Below are 25,983 nucleotides of genomic sequence, written 5' to 3'. Positions count from 1 at the left end.
GCTCGTCTATGATAGAATTGATCACGACGGTGCTTTTTATAGGGATTGCTTTGCCGGCACTGCTTCAGTTGTATTCGTACATTTTTATCAACAGTTCCGTCTACGAGATCGAAACCAAGGCTATAATGCTGTGTAATCAAAAATTGGAGGAAATTGTAACGGACAAATTATCAGCGACCAGAGGGTATTCGTGGGTTACGACTTCAGGGCGATATCCTTCGGAATCGATTTCCAACGGATATGTTCGCACTGTGCTTATCGATACTGCCGGTAAGTACTTTTCCGGCGTATCCTATGCTGAGGCGGTCGTAACGGTTAGTCACAATCTAATGCCAAACGTTCAACTCAAGTGTTGGCTTACACGATATTAGCTATATGAAATTAAAATCAGTCAAAAATAGCAGCGGTAACGAATTCGGCTTTACGATCATCGAACTTCTGACCTACATCAGTTTGGCGAGCGTTATTTTCGTTGGCGCGTATTATGTTTTTGTAAAATCGACCGATATTTATGTCAATGTACTTCGCTCTTCTACTGCCGTTCAAAATGCTCATTCCGCTTCAGAGTTAATTGAACGCGAAGCGAAGAATGTAAAAAACAACGCTAGCGTTATCATCGCTACTTCTACACAATTCAAGTTTACTAATACATCCAACACTGTGATCGACCTTGTTTACTCGTCTCAACAAATAAAAAAAAATACCGTCGCCTATGCAAGCGGCATCTCAAGTTTTGCCTTCAGCTATTATAAATGGGACGGTACTACGTGGACTTCGGCATCTCCCACCAATCAAATCGCCAAGATCCGCTATGTTTTTACTATAGCCTATCAAGGTTATTCGTTTTCAAAAGACAATTACATCCTTTTACGGAACATGCGCTAAAACCGCCTTCCTTTCACCTGCTGTGGAAATTACCCATAAGTATAGGTATAACCCCTAAAGACTCATCAAAGCGCTATATCTAAGTACATAATTTACAGCGGTAAAATTGTGGATTTTATGCCATAATCACGGCATAGTGATTGCGTTCACCATAGGTAGAATAAAAAACTGCGCTTAGATAATTATGAAAAATTCAAGCAAATATATTAAGAATGAAAAAGGATCGACCCTGATAGCCGTGATTTTTTTTGTAACGACGCTCACCTTGGCCGGCCTGGTCATGGTTAACTTTGTTCAAAATAATTCCAAGATGATTGCGCTTGATGCACAGACAGCAAGATCGTTCTACACCGCTCAATCTGCCATTGATTATGCAGTCAAAAAATCTTTGAATACTAGCAACTGGCATTGGAGCGCAGGTAATCAGACGATTGCTAACGGAACAGCCACGATCAATGTTGAAGACAGTACCATTTATGCTTATCTAAAAGATACTCTGCAGGTAAGGGTTCTTGCCACATCAGGAAATGCCTCCTCTCGTCAGACTTACAGAATACGTTTAAGCGATATTTCAGGCTATGCCGTGTATATCAGCGGGAATCTCAACGATGTGACGATCAATGATTCGGCCGGCAATCCCAATCCTTCACTTGCTTACGATCATGCAACCGAACTTCCTGAAATGGATTTGAACAAAATGAAACAAATGGCGATTGCGCAGGGACATTATTTTAGTTCTAGTCTTTCTGTCAGCAATGGCGCTTCCTATCCAACCGGATCGGATGCCAATTTCTATCATCCACGCCCCGATGGGATTCCGAGCGATACGCCCAATGTGGTTTACATTGAAGGCGATTTGGAAGTTAAGAACAGCGGTCAAATATTCGGTATTATTGTTGTCACCGGAGACGTCGTCCTAAAAAACAGTCAAAAGCTGGATGGCGTTCTTTATCTACCCAGCCCTGTATCCGTTGTTCAACAAGTCGACCTCGATAATAAAGAATCGGTATACGGCGGAATTTTTGGAGGAACTAATATTGAAGGAAATGGAAACATAAACAAGATCAATATCTATTATCGCGCGTCGTATATCAAAAAATTCCTCTCACTTTACGCCGTCAGCGGATTGCCGTATATCACATTCTGGCGTAATTGGAAACAATTTTAATTGAAATAAAATCATGAAAAGATTTTTTACAACGTTCCGGCTAATTTGGGAAATGGCTAAAATTCAGAATGAAGTATTAGCCGCCGACGTGAAAGGAACAACAACTATTCCGGGGAATTACATAAGGGTTCACCAAGACGATCTTAAAGAAACCCTGAAAAATAAATTATCTTTCATATCGCGTAAACTCAAAAACCGTGTATCAAGCTTTATTCATGCCATTACAGCTATCGGACGCTTAAAAATATTCGATAAAGATTCACTGAATACCGAAGTCAAATATATAGAGCAGACGGTCTTTGAAAAAACGCAAATGACCATGCGTAAATTTGTCGAAGAGAATATCGCGCTGGAAAAAGAAAACCAGTGGTTCAGGCAGGTCATACAGCAGGAACGAAATTACAGCCAGATGCTGATCAAACTGAACAACGTTACGCAGAATCTTTTTACCATAACCGATCGCAAAGTGCTGCTTAAGACCGTCACGTCCTCGCTTTGCGAAGAACTTAATTTTAACAGCGCCGTTCTTTGGATTTACGACAAGGCGCAAAATAAGTTGGTTCCCATCTCTTGGTCCAACGCGACGCTCGATTCGCTAAATAGCCTGGATATTCGAACCGATAAGCGTCCGTACAGCGATCTACTGAATCATCGCAAAAGCTATTTTCTGGTCGACGACATGGAAGGCCCCTCTCAAATCGATAATCACAACCTCTCGCATATTCATCAGCTTCGCGAGATACTAGATTCTGAAGTGCTTTTTCTCATACCGATTGTAAGCTTAGATAATCCAGAAGAAATGATCGAAAATTATCAAGGTAAGACTCAAACCAGCGCAATCCTTATGGTGGGACATAAAAGTAAAAAACGCCTTATGGAAAGTAAAGACCTTTTACAGCGATATGCCTATGCGCTGGGGTTGACATTGGGACATGTGGACGTATATAATTTTCTCCATGAAAATTATAGAAATTTTAAACAGCAGGCTATCACGGACGGCTTGACCGGATTGTACAATCGCCGTTTCTTTAATGACGAACTGGATCGCGAATTACAGCGATCCGCGCGGCATTTTCTCAAGATGTCGCTGATCCTTTTGGACGTCGATCATTTTAAAAAATATAACGACAACAACGGACATCAGGCCGGCGATGATGTGCTAAAAAAAGTTGCCGCACTCTTCCGTGAGACGACGCGAATTTGCGACATGGAATGCCGGTACGGCGGGGAGGAATTTGCGTTGATTCTTCCGGAAACCAGTAAGATACAAGCATTAATGATCGCGGAAAAGTTAAGAAAAAAAGTTGAAGAAACGTACTTTGAAAATCAGGACAAACAACCGCTCGGCAATTTAACCGTCAGCATGGGCGTATCGACATTTCCCGACGATTCCGCACAGGTCAAACAACTGATTGAAAAAGCCGATGCGGGATTATATAAAGCAAAAGAATATGGGCGTAACTGCGTCATGGCCGTCGGCGCCGATTAAAAAGGAATAAGATCATGTACCCATCCAATGAGAAAATCGAAGTGAACGTTCCTAAAAAGAACCCGTTTTCCATGTCGCCGGACCCACAGTTGTTTTACTTTTCAGGCCAACACGTTGCCTGCCTGCAAACGCTGGAATCATCCATACGCTTGCGTTCAGGATTGAGTGTAGTGTTGGGCGATGTCGGAACCGGGAAGACCACCGTTGGACGAATATTGATGCGACTGTTTCAGGATAAACCGGATTATATATTCCGTTTGATCCTCGATCCGCAGTTTGTTGATGAACTTGAATTCCTGGCCCATTTGAGCCGGTTATTTGAAATAAAAACCAAAGCGCAATCGGTATTGGAATATAAAGAAGCGCTGCAAAGTTTTCTCTATTTCAAAGGCGTAAACGAAAAGAAAATTCCGGTTTTGATCATCGATGAAGGTCAAAAACTAAATGAGCCGATGATGGAGATCATTCGAAGTCTATTGAACTACGAGACCAACGAAAGCAAGCTGATACAAGTGGTCATTTTGGCGCAAATGGAATTTGCCGATAAAGTTCGTTCTATGCCCAATTTCATGGATCGTATAGCCGCCGCCTACGTCCTGCAGCCGTTTAACGAGGAAGAATTGTTCCACATGATCGGCCATCGCTTGAAGCGATCGGGATATGAAGATATGTACCGTGTATTCACAAAAAGTGCGCTGAAACAAATTTATGCCTACAGCCATGGGTTCCCGCGTAAAGCGATCAATCTATGCCATCAGGCTTACCTCTCAAAAATAAGCGAGCAATTGGGTATCATAGACGAAGATGTACTCACGCGCAATATGCGCCGCAAAGAGGTGTCTCATGTTTAACGACAAAGACAACATCATCGAAGAATCGGAAAATCCGGCCAGCATGTTATTGATGGGGATCATTCAGTCGCAGTCGAAAGGATCGAAAGAATCGAAAGAATCTCTCACGGATGAAACCGTTCAAGAAAACCCAATATCAGAGCCCTCTGAAAATGCGTTGGAACATTTTATAGCCGATCATGAATCGGTAATTTTAAAACAAGATTCAATCGAATCGGCGAAAGATCGGGTAGGATCCGCTCCCGAAGATGTTGACTTATGGGCCGGCGTTGATTCCGGCTCCATGAATGCTAAACGTTTGCACTGGTGGGAAAAACTATTTGCAAAATCGACTATAGGAATTGAGATCAATCCCGGGATTATACGGGCAGCAAAAGTTAAATCATGGGGCAGCAAGCATGAGGTTGTTCAACTGGAAGAGGTTGTAGTAGAGGAGAGTCATAAGAGCGATATCTTGATCATGGCGCAGTTAGTAAAACAAGTGCTGCAAAAACTTAAAGCTAACAATACGCCCATTACATCTATTATAGGCGGATCGGATGTAAACCTGCGGCTGCTTCGTATGCCTAAAGTTTCCAAAAAAGAAATTCACGAAGCGTTACTGTGGAAAAACAAAAAAGAACTGCACTTTTTTAATGACGCGCCGACCGTTTTGCATTACATCATCTTAGATGAAGATCAATCGCCGAACGCAAATGAGTTTTACGTTCTGGTGATCGCCGTCAAAGAAGAGTTGATCAAAAGCAACCTGGAAATAGCGGAGCGTGCGAAGGCGCTGCCTTCCAAATTGACGATACGGCCAATCGCACAATGGAATTTCATGAAACAGATTCCTGATCAAGAGGGCAACAGCCTTTTGATCGATGTTGGTTTTGAATCCAGCCACTTAACATTTTACAGAAATAATACTTTGCAATTTGCCCGCGAGTTGCCCGTAGGCGGTAATCACTTCACCAAAGCGCTTATGCAGACGATCTTTGTCGACGATATATCCTATTTGCTTTCCTGGGATGAGGCGGAATCGATCAAAAAAGATATAGGACTGCCGTTTGAACCGCTTAGCGGAACTACGCCACAAGGCATCCCGTATTCGGAAATTGCCGTTATGATGCGGCCCGTTGCTGAAAAACTTGCCTCAGAGATCCTTATGTCACTTGATTATTATAAAGAAAATTTTAAGGTGACTGCGTATGATAACGTATATTTTACGGGTAACTCCATTCGCTTAAAACGGCTTAAACCGTTTTTGGAATCGGCCATCGGACAGCCTATTCATCCGCTCCGTCTTAACCAGGCTATCGCATTGCCCTCAACCATGGAAGAAAACCTATCGGCGATTTCCATGGACACGATAGGCGCAGCCATGAGCGCAGGAAAAGATCTTAATTTTTTGCCGCCAAAGCAAAAGAAGGAGCTGACATTTCGCAATGCCTATTCCAAAACTTTTTCCGCGCTGCTCATATTGCTGGGGATACTGGTTGGATCGCTATTATTTTTGAATAAAAAGCATAAAAATATGGAACAAGTTCTCTCTATTCTGAATACTTCGTTGAATCGTGTGCAAAATGAAAACAGCGAATATGAGAAGTTACAGAACGAAAGAAATACTCTAAATGTAACCGCGGCTAAAATATCGGAAGAAACGCGAGTCGATTCGTCTGCGCTCGGCATACTTAAATGGGTGAGCGGCATTACTCCGGAGGCTATTGCGATCGAGCAACTCAGCTGGGGTAACGCATACAGTGAAATTGAATTACGCCGTGCCGCGACCAATCAGGCTATGAAATCCAATGGCTCGCAGCCTAACAATTCTACTAACGACGGAAAAGAATTACGTATCAAAGGCGTCGTTTATAAAGATGTTTTTTACGCAGATGTTCATCTCCTCAATTTTCTCAGCGCAATTGAAAAAACGGGCTTTTTTGCCGGTGTACAACTCAAGGAAAAGCAGCGTGACGAGATAGATGGGTCGTTGTCATTCGTATTAATTGCCGAAAAAAAATAAATTGAGTCAGTTATGAAAAGTCAAACTAAATTCTGGATCCTTCTCGCCTTTACGGCGGCGCTTATAACGGGATATTTCCTTTTTGGGTTCCTACCGATGAAAATGAGAATCGATCAGGCGAATACGAGTATGGCAGGGACCGAACGGGAAATTAACGCATCAATACTACGTATTCGCCAAATCCCCGTTATGCGGAACCTTAGAAACGAATCCCGCTTGACCGTTGAAAACCTGCAAAAGCGTATTGTTGCTCCGGATAGTATTACTTCAGCCATGAGCCGTTTAAAAAGTTTATGCGCGGAACATCAAGTGAAAATCATTGCAATGAATTTTTCAACCGACTCATTGCTTTACAAAAGCCGGGCATCGGGGGCAGCGCCGAGTGAAAGTTTTGAACTTCCTATTCTATTTGAATTAGAAGGACGATTTCTTGATGTCGGTATGATGATGGAACATGTGAATCGCCTGCCGTTCACGATTGGATTCACCGATTTTAATATGTCGGCGCAGGAGAAGTCGGACAAATTGAAAATGGAGGCGCGGGCAAGCATTCGTGTTTCCCCATTACGTAACGAACAAACAGCTAAGAGGTAGGATATGAAACAACCGGCGATCAGTAAATCTCAAAAACGTTTATTCATTTTACTCGCGCTCGTTGCCGCGTATGCTGTTTATGATCTATCCACGGCAAAGACTCGGCCGGCAAAGGCCGTGTCTGAATCGGCCGAACAGGCCGCCGGCGCTCAGGTTGATCAGGTATCTGCGGCGGTTGCCGCTGTTGTGCAGCCCGCCGTTCAGATGAGTTTTATCTCTTCCGATTGGCGGCGTGACCCGTTTCGCAAACAAGCTGAAAAAATGAATTTATTTAACCTTAACAAAGTGGTTGAAACCATCCTCGTTCCAAAACTTGGAAATTTGCATCTGACGGCTATTTCAAAGAGCGGGAATAAGTCCTATGCATTGATCAACGATCAGATTCTAACTGTCGGCGAGGTCATGAACGGCTATAAAGTAGTAAATATACAATCAACGCAGGTGATACTTAAAAAAAATGACTTTAGTTTTACTTTAACTTTACCGGAAGAAGAGTACGGTGAATAAGTTAAAAAAAGAAGGCGCGTAAGGTGAAATATGAAAAATATCATTAACAACCCTATTTTAATGAAACGCATTATTTGTGTTTCAATAATAAGCATTATGTTCTTATACGCGCCTGCCGTGACGGGCCAGGTGGCCGGTACGGACTCAACCGAGTCGAAGCTGACTATGAACTTCAAAGATGCCGACATACTGAATGTCCTTCGTATGTTGTCGAAACAGAATAATTTGAATCTGGTAGCAAGCAATGACGTTAAAGGCAAGGTTACCGTTCATTTTACCGAAGTGAGCCTGGAAGATGCATTGGAAACGATCCTCAAGGCGAACGGCTACGATTATTACATTGAGAAGGACATTATTTTTGTTAAAGCGATTGAGGCTGACCGCAATACGGCATTAACAATGAAGGTATACGATCTGAAATACGTCGACGCGCTGGATATGAAAGAAACTCTCTCGCCGTTTTTAACTAAGAAAGGTAAAATGGAAGCGCTGAGCCGGACACGCAACGGTCTTTCCGAGGAAAAACGTTCTAATCTGCTGGTCGTGAGCGATATGGCCTTTCGCATGACCGTATTTGATTCAATAATAAACCAGCTTGATCTGCAATTAAACCAACTGATGATCGAAGTTCGCATGTATGAGACGACGCTGGGTGACGATCAGAAAGTAGGCGTAGGCTTACCGCAAGCGATCACGGGGAGCACCGTGGACGCCCGGAACCCGGATGATCCTGCAACGTTGACCAATTACAGCGCCATCATGCCCTTGGCGGACAAACTACAGAACGTTATAATGGGAAAATTGACCGTTGACAAATTGATGGTTTCATTGAATTTCTTGAAAACACAAACCAACTCGAAATTGTTATCCAATCCGAAAATATTAACGATGGATAATCAAAAAGCGGAAATCTCCGTTGGCACGACGATTCCGATCCAAACGATCAGCCGCAGCGCTGCGGGTGACATCATCACTTTTACCGATAAAAATATCAACGTAACGATCAGAGTTACGCCGAAGATCAATCCCGATTCCATGATCACGCTTTTGATTGAACCCACTATCGAAGATATCATTGGCTATACGGGATCGGGCGACAATCAGCAGCCCATTATTTCCAGACGTTACGCAAAGACGCAGGTGATGGTTAAAAATAATGAATCGATCGTACTCGGAGGTTTGCTTAAAGAGACCGAAGTGGAAACGATAAACAAAGTATGGCTGCTCGGCGATATTCCACTGCTTGGAAAGTTGTTTACAAGTAAAAGCAAAGAAAAGAAAAAAACAGATTTGTTGATATTTATTACGCCGCATGTTCTCAACACCAACGGTATATAGTTTGTATGAAAAATCTAGACGAATATCTCACTCAGGCATTTAAACACGGCGCATCAGATATACATCTGACGTCCAAGCATACTCCGCTCATGAGGTTACACGGTGAGTTGATTACTCTCGATACCGAGCCGATAAGTGAAGAAAATCTCACCGCGATGTTATTAAAAATTATTTCGACGGAACAGCGCGAACAGTTCTTAAAGAATTACGAGCTGGATTTTGCATATGAGATCAAAGGCTTGTCACGATTTCGTGTTAATCTTTTCTATCAGATGCGCGGTATTGCGGCGGCATTTCGAACGATACCCATGCGCATATTTACTCTGGAGGAATTAAATATGCCGAAAGGCATATACGACCTGTCCCGTCTCAAAAAAGGGCTTGTCGTTGTGACTGGCCCAACCGGAAGCGGCAAGTCAACTACGCTGGCCGCAATGATTGATTTGGTGAATAAGGAACGCCACGATCATATTTTGACGATCGAGGATCCCATTGAATATACTCATACGTCGAAGAACTGCCTGGTGAATCAACGTGAATTACACGCGCATACGCATTCGTTTGCCAATGCGCTGCGTAGCGCCCTGCGTGAAGATCCGGATGTGATATTGGTCGGCGAAATGCGCGATCTGGAAACGATCGCCTTGGCGATCACCGCTGCGGAAACAGGGCACCTTGTTTTTGCAACGCTGCATACCAAAAGCGCTGCGGAAACGGTAGATCGTATCATCGACGTATTCCCGAGCGATCAGCAGCAGCAGATTCGCACCATGCTGTCGAATACGTTACAGGGCGTTGTCGCACAGCGACTAATGCGCCGAGCCGACGGCAAAGGAAGAGTAGCCGTCGATGAAGTTTTGGTTGCAACGCCGGCCATCCGCAACCTGATACGGGAAAATAAAACCCATCAGATTTACTCCGCCATTCAAACCGGCGGAAATTGCAATATGCAAACCCTGGATCAATCTTTAATGCACTATTACGGGCAGAATTTAATAACAGCTGAAGATGCCCGTCGAGAAGCGCTGGATAAAACGATGTTTAACTGACATGACAGAATTATTTTTTGCATTTACAATAATTGGGGTCTATATTTATATGATTACATCTTCATACCTATCTTCAAAACCCGTAAATCCTATGACACAAAAAGCCGAAAAAAGCCGTATCGTTCTGATTGACGATGAAGCCGGTATGCGTTATATCATCCGGCAGTATCTAAATCCTGAAACGTATGACATCCGCGAATATGCCTGCGGAGAAGATTTTTTTGATGACTTTGACAAACTGAGCGATAATTTTCCGGAAGTCGTTTTGCTGGACTTGAATATTCCGGATAAGATGGACGGCCTTACGATTCTCAAACAGATCAAAAAAAACCTGCCCGCGGTCGAGGTTATCATGCTGACTGCGCATGGCGATACGCGTAATGTCGTAGAAGCGGTTCGATCAGGAGCTTTTAATTATCTTTTGAAGCCTTGTTCCGCCGACGAACTCCAGATCAGCGTGGAACGGGCGATTCAGCACTTAAATCTGGTTTCGGAAGTTCAGACGCTGCGAACGAAGTTGCAAAGCCGCAGCCATTTGGCGCAGATCATGGGATTGAGTGATGAAATCAAACAGGTACAGGCCAATGCAGAGCGCGTGGCGGGTACTAACTTCAGCGTCTTGATACAAGGGGAGAGCGGGACCGGCAAAGAGGTTATTGCGCGCGCGATTCACGAGATGAGCACCCGGAAGAGTAAACCTTTTGTGGCTGTGGATTGCGGGGCGATCCCGTCGACGCTGATCGAAAGCGAATTATTCGGTTACGAGAAGGGCGCCTTCACGGGAGCGGATAAGCGTAAGGAGGGATTATTTGAAGCGGCGCAGGACGGCACGTTGTTTCTGGATGAAATAGCAAATATTCCGATCGAAGTACAGGGAAAATTATTACGCGCATTGCAGGAGCGGAAGATCATGCGTATTGGCGGAACGCAACTCATCGAAATAGACATTCGCGTGCTGTGCGCGACCAATTTGCTTCTGGAAGATGCGATTAAGAGCGGAAAATTCAGGCTTGATCTTTTTTATCGGCTTAATGAATTTACCGTGTATCTTCCGCCATTACGAAACCGGCGCGAAGATATTATTTATCTCACCAACCGTTTTATCCGAGAGGCCAATGTGGAATTAGAAAAACAGGTAGGACATATTCAGAAAGCGGCGCTGGAACAACTTATTCATTATCATTGGCCGGGAAATGTGCGCGAATTGAAAAACGTCATTCGCCGTGCCGTACTGATGGCGGATACCGAGATTAACGCAGAAAACCTGATATTTGATTCCCAGGCTTCATTCCAAAGTCTCCAGGGGCCGGTAGCTTCTTCGGATGCAGGCCAGTCTCTGAAAGACATCAGGAAAGAAGCCGAGAAATCAGCCATTCATCGCGCGCTGCAGTTGTGCGAAGGCAATAAAAGTGAAGTATCGCGCATGCTCGATGTAGATTACAAAACGTTATTATCCAAGATCAAAGAATTCAATTTGGAATAAAAAAATGTTAGCAGAAGTAGTTACGGAAACCGGCAATACGGTGACTCCCGCCGGAATTCAAAAAATACTCATTATCGATGATGAATCCAGCATCCGGTATATTCTGAAAGAGATTATTACCGATCTGGGTTATACTGCTGTGCCGTTGGAAGACATACATGATCTCGAGAAGGAATTCGAGGCATGGGATTATCAGCTTGTATTGCTTGATATTAATATGCCGGATGCATACGGCGTTGATGTGCTTAAGATAATAAAAGAGAAGTTTCCTTTGACGATGGTGATGATGGTCACCGGCGTTTTGGACATGAAAACGGTGATTGAAGCGATGAAATTGGGTGCAGTGGACTATGTAACAAAGCCCATTGATGGAGATGTGCTCACGCTTGCCGTACACCGAGCCAATGAAATTTATCTGCTGAAAAAAGAAAATCAGGAATACCGCGACGGCCTTGAAAAATTGGTTGAAAAACGTACCGATCAACTGTACCGTTTTGCCGACGCTTTGTCCAAGAAAAATAAGTTATATATGAATGCAAATAAAGACCTTCAGCAGGCGAATGAAAAGCTGCAGGGCTTTCTCAATCAGGCTATGGTTTCGGATAAGATCTCCACGCTGGGTTTATTGTCCAGTATGCTGATCCATGGCATTGCCAATCCGCTCGGCGTGATTGCAGGTATTACCAATGTTCTGCAAAAACGTTTTCCGGATGAGATGACACAAAACGAATTGAACATGATGAAACAGTACATTGATCAAACGCTTGAACTGGTCAATCAGGTTCGTACGTTTGCGCGCACGGAGGTCAATCAGTTTGCCTCGGTGAATCTCGCAGAAGTGGTTAAAAACGCAGTCACCCTGATTGAAATGCTGAACAAGAAGAAACAAGTTTCAATTGTAAACCGGGTTACCGACGCACGACTGGTTTTACAAGGAAACAGTTCCCAATTGGAACAAGTTCTTGTAAACATTCTTCAAAACTCACTTGATGCTATGGATAAACCGGGCAAGATAGAAATATACATAGAGGAATCCGATCCGGGCCAATTTAAGCTGATAATTCAAGACTCCGGATCAGGCATGAATACCGAGCATCAACAGAAGATATTCAAAATGTTTTTTACCACTAAATCGGGCAATAAAGGCACCGGTCTTGGGCTTTTTATTTGTAAAGAAATCATGGAGAAACACGGGGGATCAATTCAGCTCGAGAGTGAATTAAATAGGGGAACCAAAGTAACGTTGAGTTTTAAATTAGATCCAGCCAAGTAGATCGAAGTGCCGCTTTGCTGTACTGCCGTCTGTGAAATGTAGAGCGAAATGCCATTTCGCTCTACAAGAGTTTGATCCCGAAACTTGCCGAGTCAGTTAATTTATCCGCTCTGATCAACATCGAACCGCTTCCAAATTCATTTCAAATCAATAACCTCTCGTACTTTCTTCAAAATTTCATCCGGGGAATACGGTTTTTGAACCGAAGTGAATAGGGGAACGAAAGTAACGCTGGGGTTTAAATTAGATCCAGCCAAGTAGATCGAAGTGCCGCTTTGCTGTACTGCCGTCTGTGAAATGTAGAGCGAAATGCCATTTCGCTCTACAAGAGTTTGATCCCGAAACTTGCCGAGTCAGTTAATTTATCCGCTCTGATCAACATCGAACCGCTTCCAAATTCATTTCAAATCGAGCACCTCTCGCACCTTCTTCAAAATTTCATCGGGGGAATACGGTTTTTGCACGAATTCTTTGACGCCCGCTTTAGCCAAAGTCGCTTTGAGTTTGTTCTCAAAAAAACCGCTGGCAACGATGATCTTTACGTTTGGGTTTGTTTTTATAATACCTGTAACTAATTCTTCGCCGTTCATCTTCGGCAGTCCTAAATCAGTAAGAATAAGGTCAATTTCCTTGTTATGTTTCGTAAACATGTCTAGCGCGGCCTGCCCGTCTGCGGCGGATAATATATGGTATCCTTTCTCCGCAAGAATAGACTCCAGAAAATAACGCATGGATTCTTCGTCGTCTACAACGAGGACCGTTTCATCGCCCCCAGAAATCTCTTCAACGATTCCGTTATCTATCTCATGCTGAATAAAGCTTTGCTGAATGGGAAAGAATAAATTAAAAGTCGATCCTTTGCCGATCTCGCTTTCAACGTCTATGATGCCGTGATGCGATTCCACAATCCCGTAAACCGTTGCCAGTCCCAATCCCGTGCCGCGTTCCCTTCCTTTCGTCGTAAAAAAAGGTTCGAAGATTCGGTTTTTCGTTTCTTCATCCATCCCGGTACCGGTGTCGGATACTTTAACATGGATATATTCCGAGGCGCTCACTTTGCCAAATTTATCATGGCGCGGTGTCTTGGTAATACGGTGTGCGGTGATTGACAAAGCTCCTCCATGCGGCATGGCATCGCGCGCATTGATAGTCAGGTTTAGCAGTACCTGATGAATTTGCGTCCCGTCGGCAAGGATCGGGGGAAGATCTTTTTCGAATTCGGTTGTTATTGTAACGGTCTTTGGGAAAGTCTGTTCAATAAAACGCCGTATTTCATTTACGGTATCCTGAATCAGGATCGACTCCAAAACGGCATCGGTTTTTCTGGCGAAGGTCAGAAGTTGTTTGACCAGACTCGCTCCTCGCTGCGTAGCCTTGGTAATGGTTTCGGCGTTCTGAATGAGGTGCTCATCACTGCCGGATTTTCTCCGGATCATGCTGGTATGTCCCATGATGATGGCGAGGATATTATTAAAATCGTGCGCGATGCCGCCGGCTAAAGTTCCCAAGCTCTCCATCTTCTGGGCTTGTATCAATTGGGTTTCAAGGCTTCGCCGCCGGGTGTCGTCAAAAAGATATCCTTTGATCTCAGTCAATTCACCCTTCTTATTAAATGTTCCTATCATATTTTCGATAACATAAATCTTTTTTCCGTCTTTGCGAATCAGTTCAGAAGTAAAATACTCAAGTCGTTTTTCCCGTTTTAAGCGTACAATCATATTTTCGCGTGCTTTCTTATCTGAATACAGCGAGTGAACGTCCATTTTCAACGCTTCGTCAACGGTATCGTAGCCGAACATTTTTGCGAAAGCGGGGTTGCATGCCAAAAGTTTCCCGTCCGGCGTGGAAATAAAATCACCGGTAAGATCGTCGTCAAAAAACGATTTATACTTTTCCTCTGATGCAAGTAAGGCCTCCATAGACCTTTTGCGTTCACTGATATCACGAAATGACCAAAGCCGTCCAAGGCTGGTCGTGCCTGACAATAGGGGAGCACTGAGCCTTTCAAAAACACGGCCGTCTTTGAAATTCAACGTATCCAAACTAGTGTCATTTGAGTCATACAGCATCTTCACCTTACTAAGAAATGCTTCAGGATCAGTCAACTGTTCCAATACAAAATCCAAAAGAACTTGATCAGCTCCGGATTTCTGAATTGCATAAGGGATTCGCCACAACTCAAAAAATCGGGGATTGGCCATGATCACCGCACCTTTAGTATCGATGGCTAAAATGCCGTCTGCGGTTGATTCCAAAATGACTTTCAATTTCGCTTCATTTTCCCTCAGGGCCTCAAGTGCCTTTTTCTGTTCCGTAATATCGCGTGTAACGCCTAACAGAGTTGTGATGTTTCCTTTTTCATCGCGTAACGGGACTGCATGAGTGTCTAACCATCTGTTGGCTCCTGTCAGACCGGTGAGTCTAAATTGCAAAGAGCCCGTCCGTCCCTCAAAAACTCTTTGCATTAGTTTTTTGAAGGCCTCAGCATACTCAGGAGCTATAAGCCCATAGATAGGCTTGCCAACCACTTGATCGGCGCTTTCCGCCCCGATCATACGAAGGCCGGCGGCATTCATGCTCAGTATGGTTCCGTCCGATGCCATGGTTTTGACGCATTCCGGTTCTGCCTCGACGATAGCGCGAAGCCGGTTCTCGCTTTGCTGTAATTGCTGTTCAGACTTTTTGAAATTAGTCATGTCAATCATGGAGCCGATCATGCGCAACGCTTTGCCGCTATCATCTCTGATAATAAATGCGCGATCGTAGATAAAACCGTAGGAACCGTCGGCAAACTGATAGCGAAATTCATCGGCCCATCCCTGGCTAATACCGTTTAGTGCGTTCCGAAAATGTTCCAGAACTCTCTCACGGTCATCGGGATGAATTTTCGCAGCCCATGATTTAAGACTTGTATGCTCTTTGTCGTACGTAAAACCAAACAATGAATAAAAGCGATCATTCCACCAGGTTTTGTCTGTGGTGATATCCCAATCCCAAACGGCGTCATTAGTGGCCCGTGATATCAGCACGAATCGTTCATTGCTTTTCCGCAAGGCTTCTTCACCCTTTTTACGTTCAGTGACGTCCTGTTTGACGGCAATGAAATGCGTGATTTTTCCTTGTTCGTTTTTCACCGGTGTAATGATCTGTTCTTCGATATACAAAGTTCCGTCTTTTCGTCGATTGGTAATCTCACCGTTCCAGACTTTTCCGTCAAGTATCGTATCCCACATATGCTTGTAAAAGGCATGGTCATGAGAGCCGGACTTAACTAGATCACGCGGATTTTTACCGACAGCCTCATCGGGTGAGTATCCCGTGAGAGAAGAAAACGCCTTGTTCACCCATTCAATTACGCCGCCGGAATTGGTAATAACAATGCCGCTTGCTGCCGCATTGAGAGCAGAACTTTGAAGAACTAACGCGCTCTCCGCCCGTTTACGCTCGCTGATGTCGCGCCAGACCGTATAGTAGGACTGCTTGCCTTTTATCATAATAGACGTCAGCATGACCTCAACTGGAAATTCTGTGCCGTCTGACTTTATATGTACCCATTCAAAACGATTGAACCCATTTGATAACGCCATTTCGATCATCGCCACTGCCTTTTCAGATGAAAGCCGTCCGTCCGGCTGTTTTTCGGGCGAAAGTTCCCACGGCTTTTTATTAAATAATTCTTCTTTTGAGTTGTATCCCAGTATCGAGACGGCAGAGTTATTAAAATCTATGAACCCGGTATCATCCAACAGCAGAATAGGATCGGTTGACTCTTCAAATAATTTTTTGAAAATGTTCTCACTTTCACGCAAGGCCGTCTCAGCCCTTTTTCGTTCCGTTATGTCCTGCGCCGTGCCGCGAACGATCGGGGAAGAAACTCCATCCTTACGAAGCGTATTGTAATATTCCCACTCTCGTTTCTTCCCGGAAGCAGTTTCAACCAGCATAGTGCCTCGAGCCGATCCATGTTGTTTGATTTCCGAAAGGTATACGTCAAATTCTTTACGTATTTCCGGGACAAGAATGTCCCGCAAATTCTTTTGGAGCAGGTCGTCTTGAGCATAATCCAGTAATTGAGCCCCGCGTTTATTCACCGATAAGATTTTCCCGTTCATATCATGCGTACATATGATGTCGAGGCTGTTCTCCACTAAATCCCGGTACCGGTCTTCGCTTTCCAGCAGGGCTTGTTCGGAAATTTTACTTCTTTCTTCACGTTCAATATTTAAAAGTGCGTAGGAAAGATCCGCAGAAAGTTCTTCCAGAAGCTTCACTTCATCGGTTGTGAAAAAATTAAATTGGTCGGAATAGAAGCCGATCGCGCCGATAGGGCCCGATGATCCGTTCAACGGAAGCGCTGCTACCGATCTAAGACGATACTTTATCGCATTTTCTTTCCAGGGAGCTAATTGAAACTGGGTCCAAATATTATTGAAGACAACGGGTTTACCGGTTTGAAAAGCTTTGCCAACCGGCCCTTGGCCGGCAGGTATACTCCCGTTGGTGGAAACCGTAATATATTTAAGATAGCTGCTTGCGGCTCCCGCTTTTGAAAAAGGCTCGATAAGCCCTGTCTTTTCATTAACAAAACCTACCCAGCACAAGCGAAACCCGCCGTCGTCGCCGGCAATGCGGCAAATTTCATTTAGAAGTTTATCGCGGTCGCTTATTCGAACTATCGCTTGATTGACATTACTTAATACCTGATACACTCGGTTGAGTCTTTTCACCGCATCCACGGATTGAATTTCGATTTTCAGTTTTTTCATTTTTTCTGCGCGCCACACGATAAAAAAGGCGGTTCCTGCAGCGGCTAGTAATGCGGCCATCAATGCAAAAATGAGCGTTGCCTTCGTAGTCAGCGGCTGATTAATACGTTCGGTATCTTTTTTGGCTACGATATACCAATCGGAATCCGGGACGTGTTTCATGGCGGCCATGACTTCGTGGCCTCTGTAATCCAAGCCGGTCATGACTCCTGTTTCTCCTTGAACCGCATGTGCAGCCGGAAGCCTAGTATCAGTAAGCGGAAATTTCAGTCTCAATGCAGTATTTCTCATAAATCGCAATTCGTTTTGAAATACAACATGATCTCCTTCTTTTTTTACAAGTAGAACTTCGCCGGTTGGGCTTTCCACAGGCCAAGACTGTATCAAGTCAAATAACCCGGTGTGTGGATTGATCGAAAAACTTACCACGCCGACTTTTTCTACAGATATAGATGTAGTCAAAATTAACGGCACGAAAACCTCTAAATGGACGGAGCTGTCTTTTTCATGCAAATGCAAGTCGCCAAATCGGATCTTATTTTCTTTCAAGATATTAAAGGCATCTTTGCGGTGTTTATAATCGACCGAATTGTCATTGCCTATGGAATAAAAAATATTCCCATTTGTGTCGATGATGGAGATGTTTTCATAATTATGGTTCTTTTGAATGGGCAATAGCCAATCTTCAAGGACGTCTTTGTTTACCTTTAATTGGGGGTTCGAATGATAAGCCTTTACCGCGGCGATAAAAGATTGATTGCCAAATAAAAAATTAGCCTCAGAATACCTCTCTTTTCGATAATCTGAAATTTGCCGGGCCTTCAGTTCCGCAATCGATAATAATTCGCGAGTTTGATTAATTGTCATAATATCCCGTTGGCCCCGATAAAATAAAATACTGCCCGCAATAATTCCCGCGCTAAGTACCACAAACAGGGTAATCAGCATATACCTGAATCGTTTTTCCCTTTGATCTTTTGATATCATAGTACCCCCTGAAATGAAAATAATTGTTTTTTGCTCAACACGGTTTGTCTTGCCTGCAGAAAAACGAATTTATTGGCGAAAAAATGACTATAGGTATGCGATCAGGCGCCCTGAAACGACCGATTAAATTTTGCTGACGCTATTTTCGATAGATGATTTTATAACGCATAAGAACCGTCTTTCCCTCCCAAGAAGACAACAATGAAATATAATTTAAGAATGGTGTGAAAGCAACTAATATCTGTACATAGTCGTGACTGTTTTGTAATCCGATTCGATGTTGATTTTGGGAGTATCTTCCGTTATGTAAGAATCTTTTTTTTCCTGAGAAAAAGCGTCTACTTAGCAGATGGTGGGAAAATAGAACACAGATGACACAGGAGCGGACGGATGTAAGAGGATTTGCTGCTTTTTTTTCGTTCGTGAATAATTTTCCTGAATTTTTTTAGTTCCATTTCTATCAGTATGAATCCTTTAATTCCGCGTGGCCATTCTTTTTACCTGCTGTATCGTGTCTCTCCTTTAATTAAGAAAGATTCTTGAAGAATGACATTGTAACCCAACCTGACTCAGCATCATAGCGGTTCGGTACCATGTTAATTTGGCGCGGTAAGTTCCCGGTATGTCATTCTGTAAGAATCCTTTTTGTTCCTGAGAAAAAGTGAGAGCCACGCACTATTTTTTTTTATTTTCCGCATGAAGTCTCTCCTTTAATTAAAAAAGATTCTTTAAGAATGACATTGTAGCAAGGGAGGATTAACTATTCACCTGCTTACTGTGGGCAGTCTAAAGAAACTGATAACCTCAAATCTATGGTAAAATTACCTATGCATCTACATTTTCCCTTAATTTACTCTCCATAATAGCATTTTAAGTATTTATAATTTATAGAGTTATGCTTTATAATAAATTTAGCACGCTTTTTGATATACATACTGACAGAATTATCATATCAAAATTGATATTATGAAAATACAAACACAAATAATCAGTTGGATACTCATAATCGGAGTTATGTAATGGAAAATAAAACCACACGCTTGTCGTCCAAACAACTTTTGGCCATAGCGGGCCTTATCATTTTCGTAACCGAGTTCCTTGTAATGTATTGGATAGAATCCTATCCGCATTTGGGAATTCAAATCCCGACATTGGTTGATGCCACGTTAACTTCGCTCATCGTATCAAGTCTATTATATTATTTCTCATTCCGACCGCTCAATCAACAAATGGCAGAGCGTATTCAGGCAGTGGATGATTACAAAGTTCAGAAAGCGTATCTCGAAGAACTCATTGAAAATGCGCCTGAAGCGATAGTCATAGTTGATAATGAAGACCGCGTCATGAGAATTAACGGTGAATTCACACGGATGTTCGGCTATGAAGATCAAGAAGCGATAGGCCGGGATATTAACAGCTTGATCGTGCCGGAAGAATTATCAGGAAATGCGAGGGGTATCAGCCAAAATGTAGCAGCAGGCAATAGGGCAAGCCTAGAATCGGTACGTCGTCACAAAAACGGATCGCCGGTGTATGTTTCAATTCTGGGAACTCCGGTCCATGTCGAAGGAAGTCAAATCGGCGTTTATGGAATTTATAGGGATATAACTGAACAAATGAAGGCAAAAGAAGCTCTCCAACAAAGCGAGGAACGATTCCGGGCCATTTCACAATCAGCTAATGATGCAATTGTTACGGTAAATAGTTCGGGATACATCGTCGGGTGGAATCGTGGCGCAGAAAGAGTATTCGGTTATAAGGAAACAGAAATTGTAGGCAAGTCGTTAGTCCAGATCATTCCTAATGAATTTCAAGCAGATAAGAGGTCAGGATCAAGACTGAGGGACATAGGTGGTGTAGAGTATGTCATGGGTAAAACGACGGAAGTGCGGGGATTACGAAATGACAATAAAATGTTCCCAATAGAATTTTCATTATCTGAATGGAAAACATCGGAAGGGCAGTTTTTTACCGGCATCATGCGTGATATCTCCGATCGTAAATCGGCGGAGGACAAGATTCGTCAGCTATCTGCTGCGATCGAGCAAAGCCCTGTTTCGGTGGTCATTACTGACACCCAAGGCCGTATCGAATATGTAAATCCGTGGTTCACGGAGATTACCGGATTTTCTGCATTGGAAGCGATAGGACAGAAACCGTCAATATTGAAATCCGGGCACACTTCCGTATCTGAATATAAAAAGCTTTGGGAAACCATTACGGCCGGAGGAAGGTGGCGCGGCGAATTTCAAAACAAAAAGAAAAATGGCGAAACGTATTGGGAAATAGCATCGATCTCTGCCATCAAAGGTTCGGACGGCAGGATCCGCAACTATGTCGCAGTAAAAGATGACATTACGGAACAGAAAATTGCCCAAAAAGCATTGATCGCCGCAAGGGAAGAGGCCGAATCCGCTATGCGCGCAAAATCGGATTTCCTTGCTACGATGAGTCACGAGATTCGCACGCCGATGAATGGCGTCATCGGTATGACGGAACTGTTGTTGGATACCGATCTTACGCCGGAACAAAGGGACTTTGTAGAAACCATACAGGTCAGCGGCGACTCGCTTCTCACCGTACTCAATGACATCTTGGATTATTCAAAAATTGAATCCGGAAAAATGGAGTTTGAAAAACGAGCGTTTGATCTGACCGAATGTCTTGAAACTACCCTGGATATATTTTCATCGAAAGCCGCAGAAAAAAAGATTGAATTGATCTATTCCATAGATTCAGCAGTACCGAGCGCTTTAATCGGAGATGAATCCCGGATCAAACAAATACTGATGAATCTCACCAATAATTCGCTCAAGTTCACTGAAACGGGCGAAGTATACATCTCCGTTCAAATGAGCAACGGAGACGACAGCGCGGTGTGTAAAGACGACGCGGAACTGATTTTCAAGGTGAAAGATACCGGTATCGGAATTCCAACCGAAAAAATAGATCGTTTGTTTAAATCTTTTTCGCAGGTGGATTCTTCCACAACACGCAAATATGGCGGAACAGGTTTAGGCCTGGCTATATCGGAGAAATTAGTTACGATGATGGGCGGAAGAATTTGGGTGGACAGCGTGGAAGGCGTCGGTTCGACATTCAGCTTCACCATAAAAGTTGGGGTAGATCAAGAGAATCGTCTCAAAGAAGAAACTATACCTTCTGAATTTAAGGATAAACGGGTTTTGATCGTGGATGACAATGAGACGAACCGACAAATATTATTAGCCCAATGCGTGCGGATGGGTATGGCTCCTATTGCCACGGAAAGCCCATTGGAAGCGTTGAACTGGATCGGGCACGGGCAACTTTTTGATCTTGGTATTATCGATATGCATATGCCTGAAATGGATGGTTTGGAATTAGGGCTGGCGATCCGCGAAATGCGAAACATAGAAACTTTGCCTTTGCTGATGCTTAGTTCGCTCGGCAATCGGGCTAAACCCGAAAATTATCCGGCAAATGTATTTTCGGCGTTTATTTCCAAGCCCGTCAAACTTAATCAGTTGAAAGAAACAGTCAAACATGTTTTTGCAGGTTCCAAAAAAGAGAAACAGATATTTGAAAGTACGCTCGATGCACAACTCTCTGAACGATTGCCATTGAAGATTTTGCTGGCGGAAGATAATGCGATCAATCAAAAACTAGCCGTCCTGGCATTTCAAAAAATGGGATACCAGGTTGACGTCGCCGATAACGGTTTAAAAGTGCTCGCCGCGCTTCGTCAGAAAACGTACGACCTAATTTTTATGGATGTGCAGATGCCGGAAATGGACGGGCTCGAAGCGACGCGTCAGATCGTAAAGGCATATAGCCAGGAAGACAGGCCCCGTATTATCGCTATGACGGCGAACGCAATGAAAGAGGACCGCGATCAATGTATAAATGCAGGCATGAATGACTTTATTACAAAACCAATTAACATTAAACAAATTCAATCTAAACTAATTGAATGGGGAGGAAACATGGCGCCCGAAAAACCTAAAACTACAGCGGTAAAACCGATCGTCGATCTCGATCAACTCAGAGATATCGGCGTCACGGCCGACTTTTTTAAAGAACTGGCAGATATGTACATTGACCAGGCGGAGACCTTACTAGGCGAAATCAAAGATTACGCACATGTAGGTGAATTGTCCGGATTTCGAAAAATTGCGCACACGTTGAAAGGCATCAGCGCAAATATTGGCGCGGTCGCTATGGTAGAAGCGTGCCAATCGCTGGAAAAAATTCAAGCGCATCATCGGCCTAAAGAGATTGCCGTCCTGATTCATCGGATTGGCATTGTCTATGAAGAAACATGTTTTCATCTAAAACAACTCATGCTCGAAAACCATTTTTTTGAGCCGGTCGAAGCTGCTTAGTTCACGTCGTTACACGCATCAGAAGGGAAGTGTGTCATGAAGATTCTTATTATCGACGACTGCGAAATCAATGTTAAGGTTCTTGAAAATATTCTGAGTAAATCATTTCAATGCGAACCCGTCAGTTATCTTAATCCTCTTAAGGCCATGGATTGGTGTACCAATGAGGACCCGGATCTTGTTTTTGTCGATTATATGATGCCGGACATGAACGGTTTGGAGTTCATCGAAGCATTCAGAAAACTACCGGGGAAAAACGAAACGCCGATTGTCATGATCACAGCGGACGATGACAAGAAAGTCAGGTATAAAGCGTTAGAAATGGGCGCCAGCGATTTTCTCAACAAGCCGATCGATAAATCCGAACTCATTGCGAGGACACGAAATATGTTGTCGATCCGGCAAAGCCAAAAACAACTCGTGAATCGCGCCGACTGGCTGGATGCGGAAGTGCGCCGCGTGACTAAAGACATTATTGAAAAAGAGCGCGAGGCTATCTTCCGGCTTTCGCGCGCGGCAGAATACCGAAGTCCTGAGACGGGTGTGCACGTTATGCGGGTCGCGTTGTACAGCAAAGAACTTGCAAAAAAAATCAACCTGCCAAGCGAAGATCAGGAACTTATTTTCGTGGCGTCTTCGATGCACGATATAGGAAAGGTCGGGACGCCGGATAATATTTTGTACAAATCGGAAAAACTGGATCAGTACGAATATGCGTTGATGAAACTTCATACCTTGACGGGCTATGAGATCATGCAAAACAGTACGTCCAGGATCATGCAAATGGCTGCCGATATTGCTATCGGGCATCATGAGAAATATGACGGTACAGGTTATCCCAAAGGGCTAAGTGGAGACAAGATTCCTCTGGCTGCGCGTATTTGCGCCATCGCGGATGTATTTGACGCTTTGACATCCGAACGCGCCTACAAAAAAGCATGGACGACGGAACAGGCTATTGAAGAATTAGACAGGCAAAGCGGAAAACACTTTGATCCGTTTCTTGTCCAAAATTTTAAAACCATTCTACCCCAGATCAGCCAAATTCAAGCGAAATATTCCAACCAAAAAATGAGTGAGATGGATTGAATGTAGATGCAATTCCGGTAATTTTTTCTTGTGAATATTTATAAAACCTGCTTAACCGGTTGGCTCACAAAGGGAAATGAACCTTGGCTTCTTAATCAATACTGTTATTGAAAAGATCAAACATTTGGGTTGCAGTATGGTTTTAGTGAAGTCAATTTAGAAACCGAAATAGTCTCTGAATTCCATAATCGAAAAGTCGAACTTTCTGAAAAGACTTCCGTCAGCAAATCCCGATGTATTTCATTTGTTTTTTTTTGAATGATGAAACAATCAGCCCCAGGCCGGCCGTCACTTGAAAATGTTTTTATCTGATTTCAGTTATAAGATATATCACAGCTGAACTATCGCCATAGACTTTACGGAATGGAGGGAATGCCAGTTCCGGGAAACCGCCTTCACGCTTCGCGCGAAGAATGAGATAGCGGGAATTAAATTGGCGTGATAGCGTGGAGCCGTCGAGAAAAAGTTCGTGCCGCCGAAACCGTTCCAGAAGCGCTGCTTTCTCAGGATCTTCGCGTATCGAATACGTCGGATCGAGCCCCCAGATATATCGCTGCCGCGCGCCGTCGTAAAAAAGATCCGGAAAATCATCCCAGAACAAGTTGATAACCGTTTCTCCCGATTCCAAATGCCGTGTCATCCATTGAGACGCATTTTTGAAATACCGCTGTGGCGCAGCTTTACTTTGATAATGGATGTAGAAATTCATTGAGCGGATATGAAATCCGACAAGCACAGCAATCGACAGGATAGCTATTGTTTTTCGTAGTTGAGGCTTATTCAGGAATGAAGACGCAGTTGGTGGGCTCACGGAAATTGTTTCGCGTACGACTAATGCAGAGGTTATAGCGAGCATCAGAACAGAATATTCTACAAACCGGGGAGATGCGGCCGTCATACCCAGCCAAAATAACGCGGAGAATACGATACCTGCTGTTGCAGCCGTGAATTTTTCCCAGCGAAAAATCACGAACGCCATGAGCGCCGGAACAAAAATAAGAACGAACGGATAGATATTGAAAAATACCGGCAAGGAATAAGGATAGATCTCATTTCCGAGTTCGAATCCTGAAAAGCCGGTTCCCTGCATCCCAATACTGAAAACCTGTAAATAGGTAAGAAACGTTTCAAGCGTTAGCGGCGAATAGGGATGAATTACAAGCCCGAGTATCGAACCGGCTCCTGCGGCCAACGGTAATTTCCAGTCGAAACCGCCTTTTCCGATCCATTTTCCAATTACAAAAGGCACTGCAGTCATAAGCAGAACAAACGGCATGGTGTAGCTCCACGCATACACAAATCCGAGAATAAAAAGCGCGCGCCATTTTTCTTTAAGAAGAAAATGAATTCCAATCATCAGAAGCGCCATGCTCAAGACATGAGAGCGAATCATCCCTAATCGCGCTATGAAAAGCCCACCTGCCGCGAGCGGTATTGCTGTAAAAAGCAGCGGCCACCGGCAATGATGCGCGCGAAGCAACATGAATAAAGTTACGAGAACAGATATCGACAGTAGAAGCGCAAATAAACGCGCTCCAAAAATTGGATCATTCCCTATCTGCGCGAACGGCATCATCGCGAGATGATACAAAAACTCTTTGTCGCAAAAATTATCCCGCCAGGTGCTGAGTTGTGTCCATGGAAATGACCTATCCAGGCCGCGCTCAGGCATCATCTGCGCGAATCTTGCGTGGTAATATCCGTCCCGCTCGAACAACCCGTCTTGCAAGATCGCGGTGGTACCGAATAACGCAGCGACATAAAGAAAGAATAACAAAGGCAGGATTAATGCCCAGTTGTTTATAATCTTTTCAGGTTTCTCAAAAATATTCTTCATAGCGGCGTTGAAATAGGTAAATATAAATTCATAATTGAAAATCGTCGGTCGAAAAAATAAAGTTTTCCGGAATCAAAGGCAAGGTGTGAAGCCGTTGTGTGCATTCATTCAAAAAAAACCTAAAGTGTTTCATCGAAATTATTTTATTATATTGGAATGAAATAAAAAAACACGTTTATCCCGTTGGCTCACTTACGTCATGATGAGCCCTTCGGCAGGGCTCAGGACAAGCTTGTCGAACCATGACAAAGTATTAGAGTAAAATCAGCCTTCGACTAGTTCAGGCTGACTTGTTTTC

Annotated in this window: 16 protein-coding genes; 14 read left to right on the top strand and 2 right to left on the bottom strand. The window is 43.7% G+C overall.

The annotated features are described in order from the left end of the window. The first annotated feature begins 8 nt into the window (after positions 1-8). The 12 genes from F9K33_00310 to F9K33_00255 all read left to right on the top strand — a co-directional run bounded on the left by F9K33_00310 (position 9) and on the right by F9K33_00255 (position 12,642). Positions 9-371: a hypothetical protein gene (locus tag F9K33_00310; protein KAB2881534.1), complete on the top strand. Its 363-nt coding sequence runs from the start codon at positions 9-11 to the stop codon at positions 369-371. Positions 372-375: 4 nt separating this feature from the next. Further along, positions 376-885, top strand: a complete 510-nt coding sequence (locus F9K33_00305; GenBank protein KAB2881533.1) for a hypothetical protein — start codon at positions 376-378, stop codon at positions 883-885. 184 nt (positions 886-1,069) lie between these two features. Continuing rightward, positions 1,070-2,053, top strand: coding sequence for a hypothetical protein (locus F9K33_00300; GenBank protein KAB2881532.1), 984 nt, complete (start codon positions 1,070-1,072; stop codon positions 2,051-2,053). 13 nt (positions 2,054-2,066) lie between these two features. Beyond that, positions 2,067-3,542: a GGDEF domain-containing protein gene (locus F9K33_00295; GenBank protein ID KAB2881531.1), complete on the top strand. Its 1,476-nt coding sequence runs from the start codon at positions 2,067-2,069 to the stop codon at positions 3,540-3,542. Between the two features lie 14 nt (positions 3,543-3,556). Further along, positions 3,557-4,393, top strand: coding sequence for an AAA family ATPase (locus tag F9K33_00290; GenBank protein ID KAB2881530.1), 837 nt, complete (start codon positions 3,557-3,559; stop codon positions 4,391-4,393). Next, entirely contained in the window at positions 4,347-6,398 is a 2,052-nt protein-coding gene (locus F9K33_00285) for a hypothetical protein (protein ID KAB2881529.1), read from the top strand. The genes F9K33_00290 and F9K33_00285 overlap by 47 nt, the downstream gene beginning before the upstream one ends. Before the next feature lie 12 nt (positions 6,399-6,410). Continuing rightward, positions 6,411-6,992 carry a type 4a pilus biogenesis protein PilO gene (gene pilO / locus F9K33_00280; protein KAB2881528.1) on the top strand — a complete coding sequence of 194 codons (582 nt, stop codon included), beginning with the start codon at positions 6,411-6,413 and terminating at the stop codon, positions 6,990-6,992. Positions 6,993-6,995: 3 nt separating this feature from the next. After that, positions 6,996-7,499, top strand: a complete 504-nt coding sequence (locus F9K33_00275) for a hypothetical protein (GenBank protein KAB2881527.1) — start codon at positions 6,996-6,998, stop codon at positions 7,497-7,499. A 30-nt stretch (positions 7,500-7,529) separates the two neighbouring features. Then, positions 7,530-8,837 carry a hypothetical protein gene (locus F9K33_00270; protein ID KAB2881526.1) on the top strand — a complete coding sequence of 436 codons (1,308 nt, stop codon included), beginning with the start codon at positions 7,530-7,532 and terminating at the stop codon, positions 8,835-8,837. 5 nt (positions 8,838-8,842) lie between these two features. Continuing rightward, positions 8,843-9,886: a type IV pilus twitching motility protein PilT gene (locus tag F9K33_00265; protein ID KAB2881525.1), complete on the top strand. Its 1,044-nt coding sequence runs from the start codon at positions 8,843-8,845 to the stop codon at positions 9,884-9,886. After that, entirely contained in the window at positions 9,846-11,369 is a 1,524-nt protein-coding gene (locus F9K33_00260) for a sigma-54-dependent Fis family transcriptional regulator (GenBank protein ID KAB2881524.1), read from the top strand. Before F9K33_00265 ends, F9K33_00260 begins: the two co-directional genes overlap by 41 nt. 4 nt (positions 11,370-11,373) lie before the next feature. Next, complete coding sequence (locus tag F9K33_00255) at positions 11,374-12,642, top strand: response regulator (protein KAB2881523.1); 1,269 nt, start codon at positions 11,374-11,376, stop codon at positions 12,640-12,642. Between the two features lie 398 nt (positions 12,643-13,040). On the opposite strand, the gene F9K33_00250 is transcribed toward F9K33_00255, so the two are convergent. Next, positions 13,041-18,395 carry a PAS domain S-box protein gene (locus tag F9K33_00250; protein KAB2881522.1) on the bottom strand — a complete coding sequence of 1,785 codons (5,355 nt, stop codon included), beginning with the start codon at positions 18,393-18,395 and terminating at the stop codon, positions 13,041-13,043. A gap of 1,019 nt (positions 18,396-19,414) precedes the next feature. Between F9K33_00250 and F9K33_00245 the strand changes: the two genes are divergently transcribed. Next, complete coding sequence (locus F9K33_00245; protein ID KAB2881521.1) at positions 19,415-22,759, top strand: PAS domain S-box protein; 3,345 nt, start codon at positions 19,415-19,417, stop codon at positions 22,757-22,759. Between the two features lie 36 nt (positions 22,760-22,795). Further along, positions 22,796-23,848: a response regulator gene (locus F9K33_00240; GenBank protein ID KAB2881520.1), complete on the top strand. Its 1,053-nt coding sequence runs from the start codon at positions 22,796-22,798 to the stop codon at positions 23,846-23,848. 304 nt (positions 23,849-24,152) lie between these two features. Here F9K33_00240 and F9K33_00235 read toward each other — a convergent pair whose 3' ends face one another. Then, the gene (locus F9K33_00235; GenBank protein ID KAB2881519.1) at positions 24,153-25,685 is read right to left on the bottom strand and encodes a hypothetical protein; all 1,533 of its coding nucleotides are present in this window, start codon (positions 25,683-25,685) and stop codon (positions 24,153-24,155) included. Positions 25,686-25,983: the final 298 nt, after the last annotated feature.

It is taken from the genome of bacterium (assembly GCA_008933615.1).
In the GTDB taxonomy this organism is placed as follows: Bacteria; CLD3; CLD3; order SB21; family SB21; genus SB21.
The sequence above is the reverse complement of the archived record's forward strand: the minus strand, read 5'-3'. Positions and strand labels throughout refer to the sequence as shown.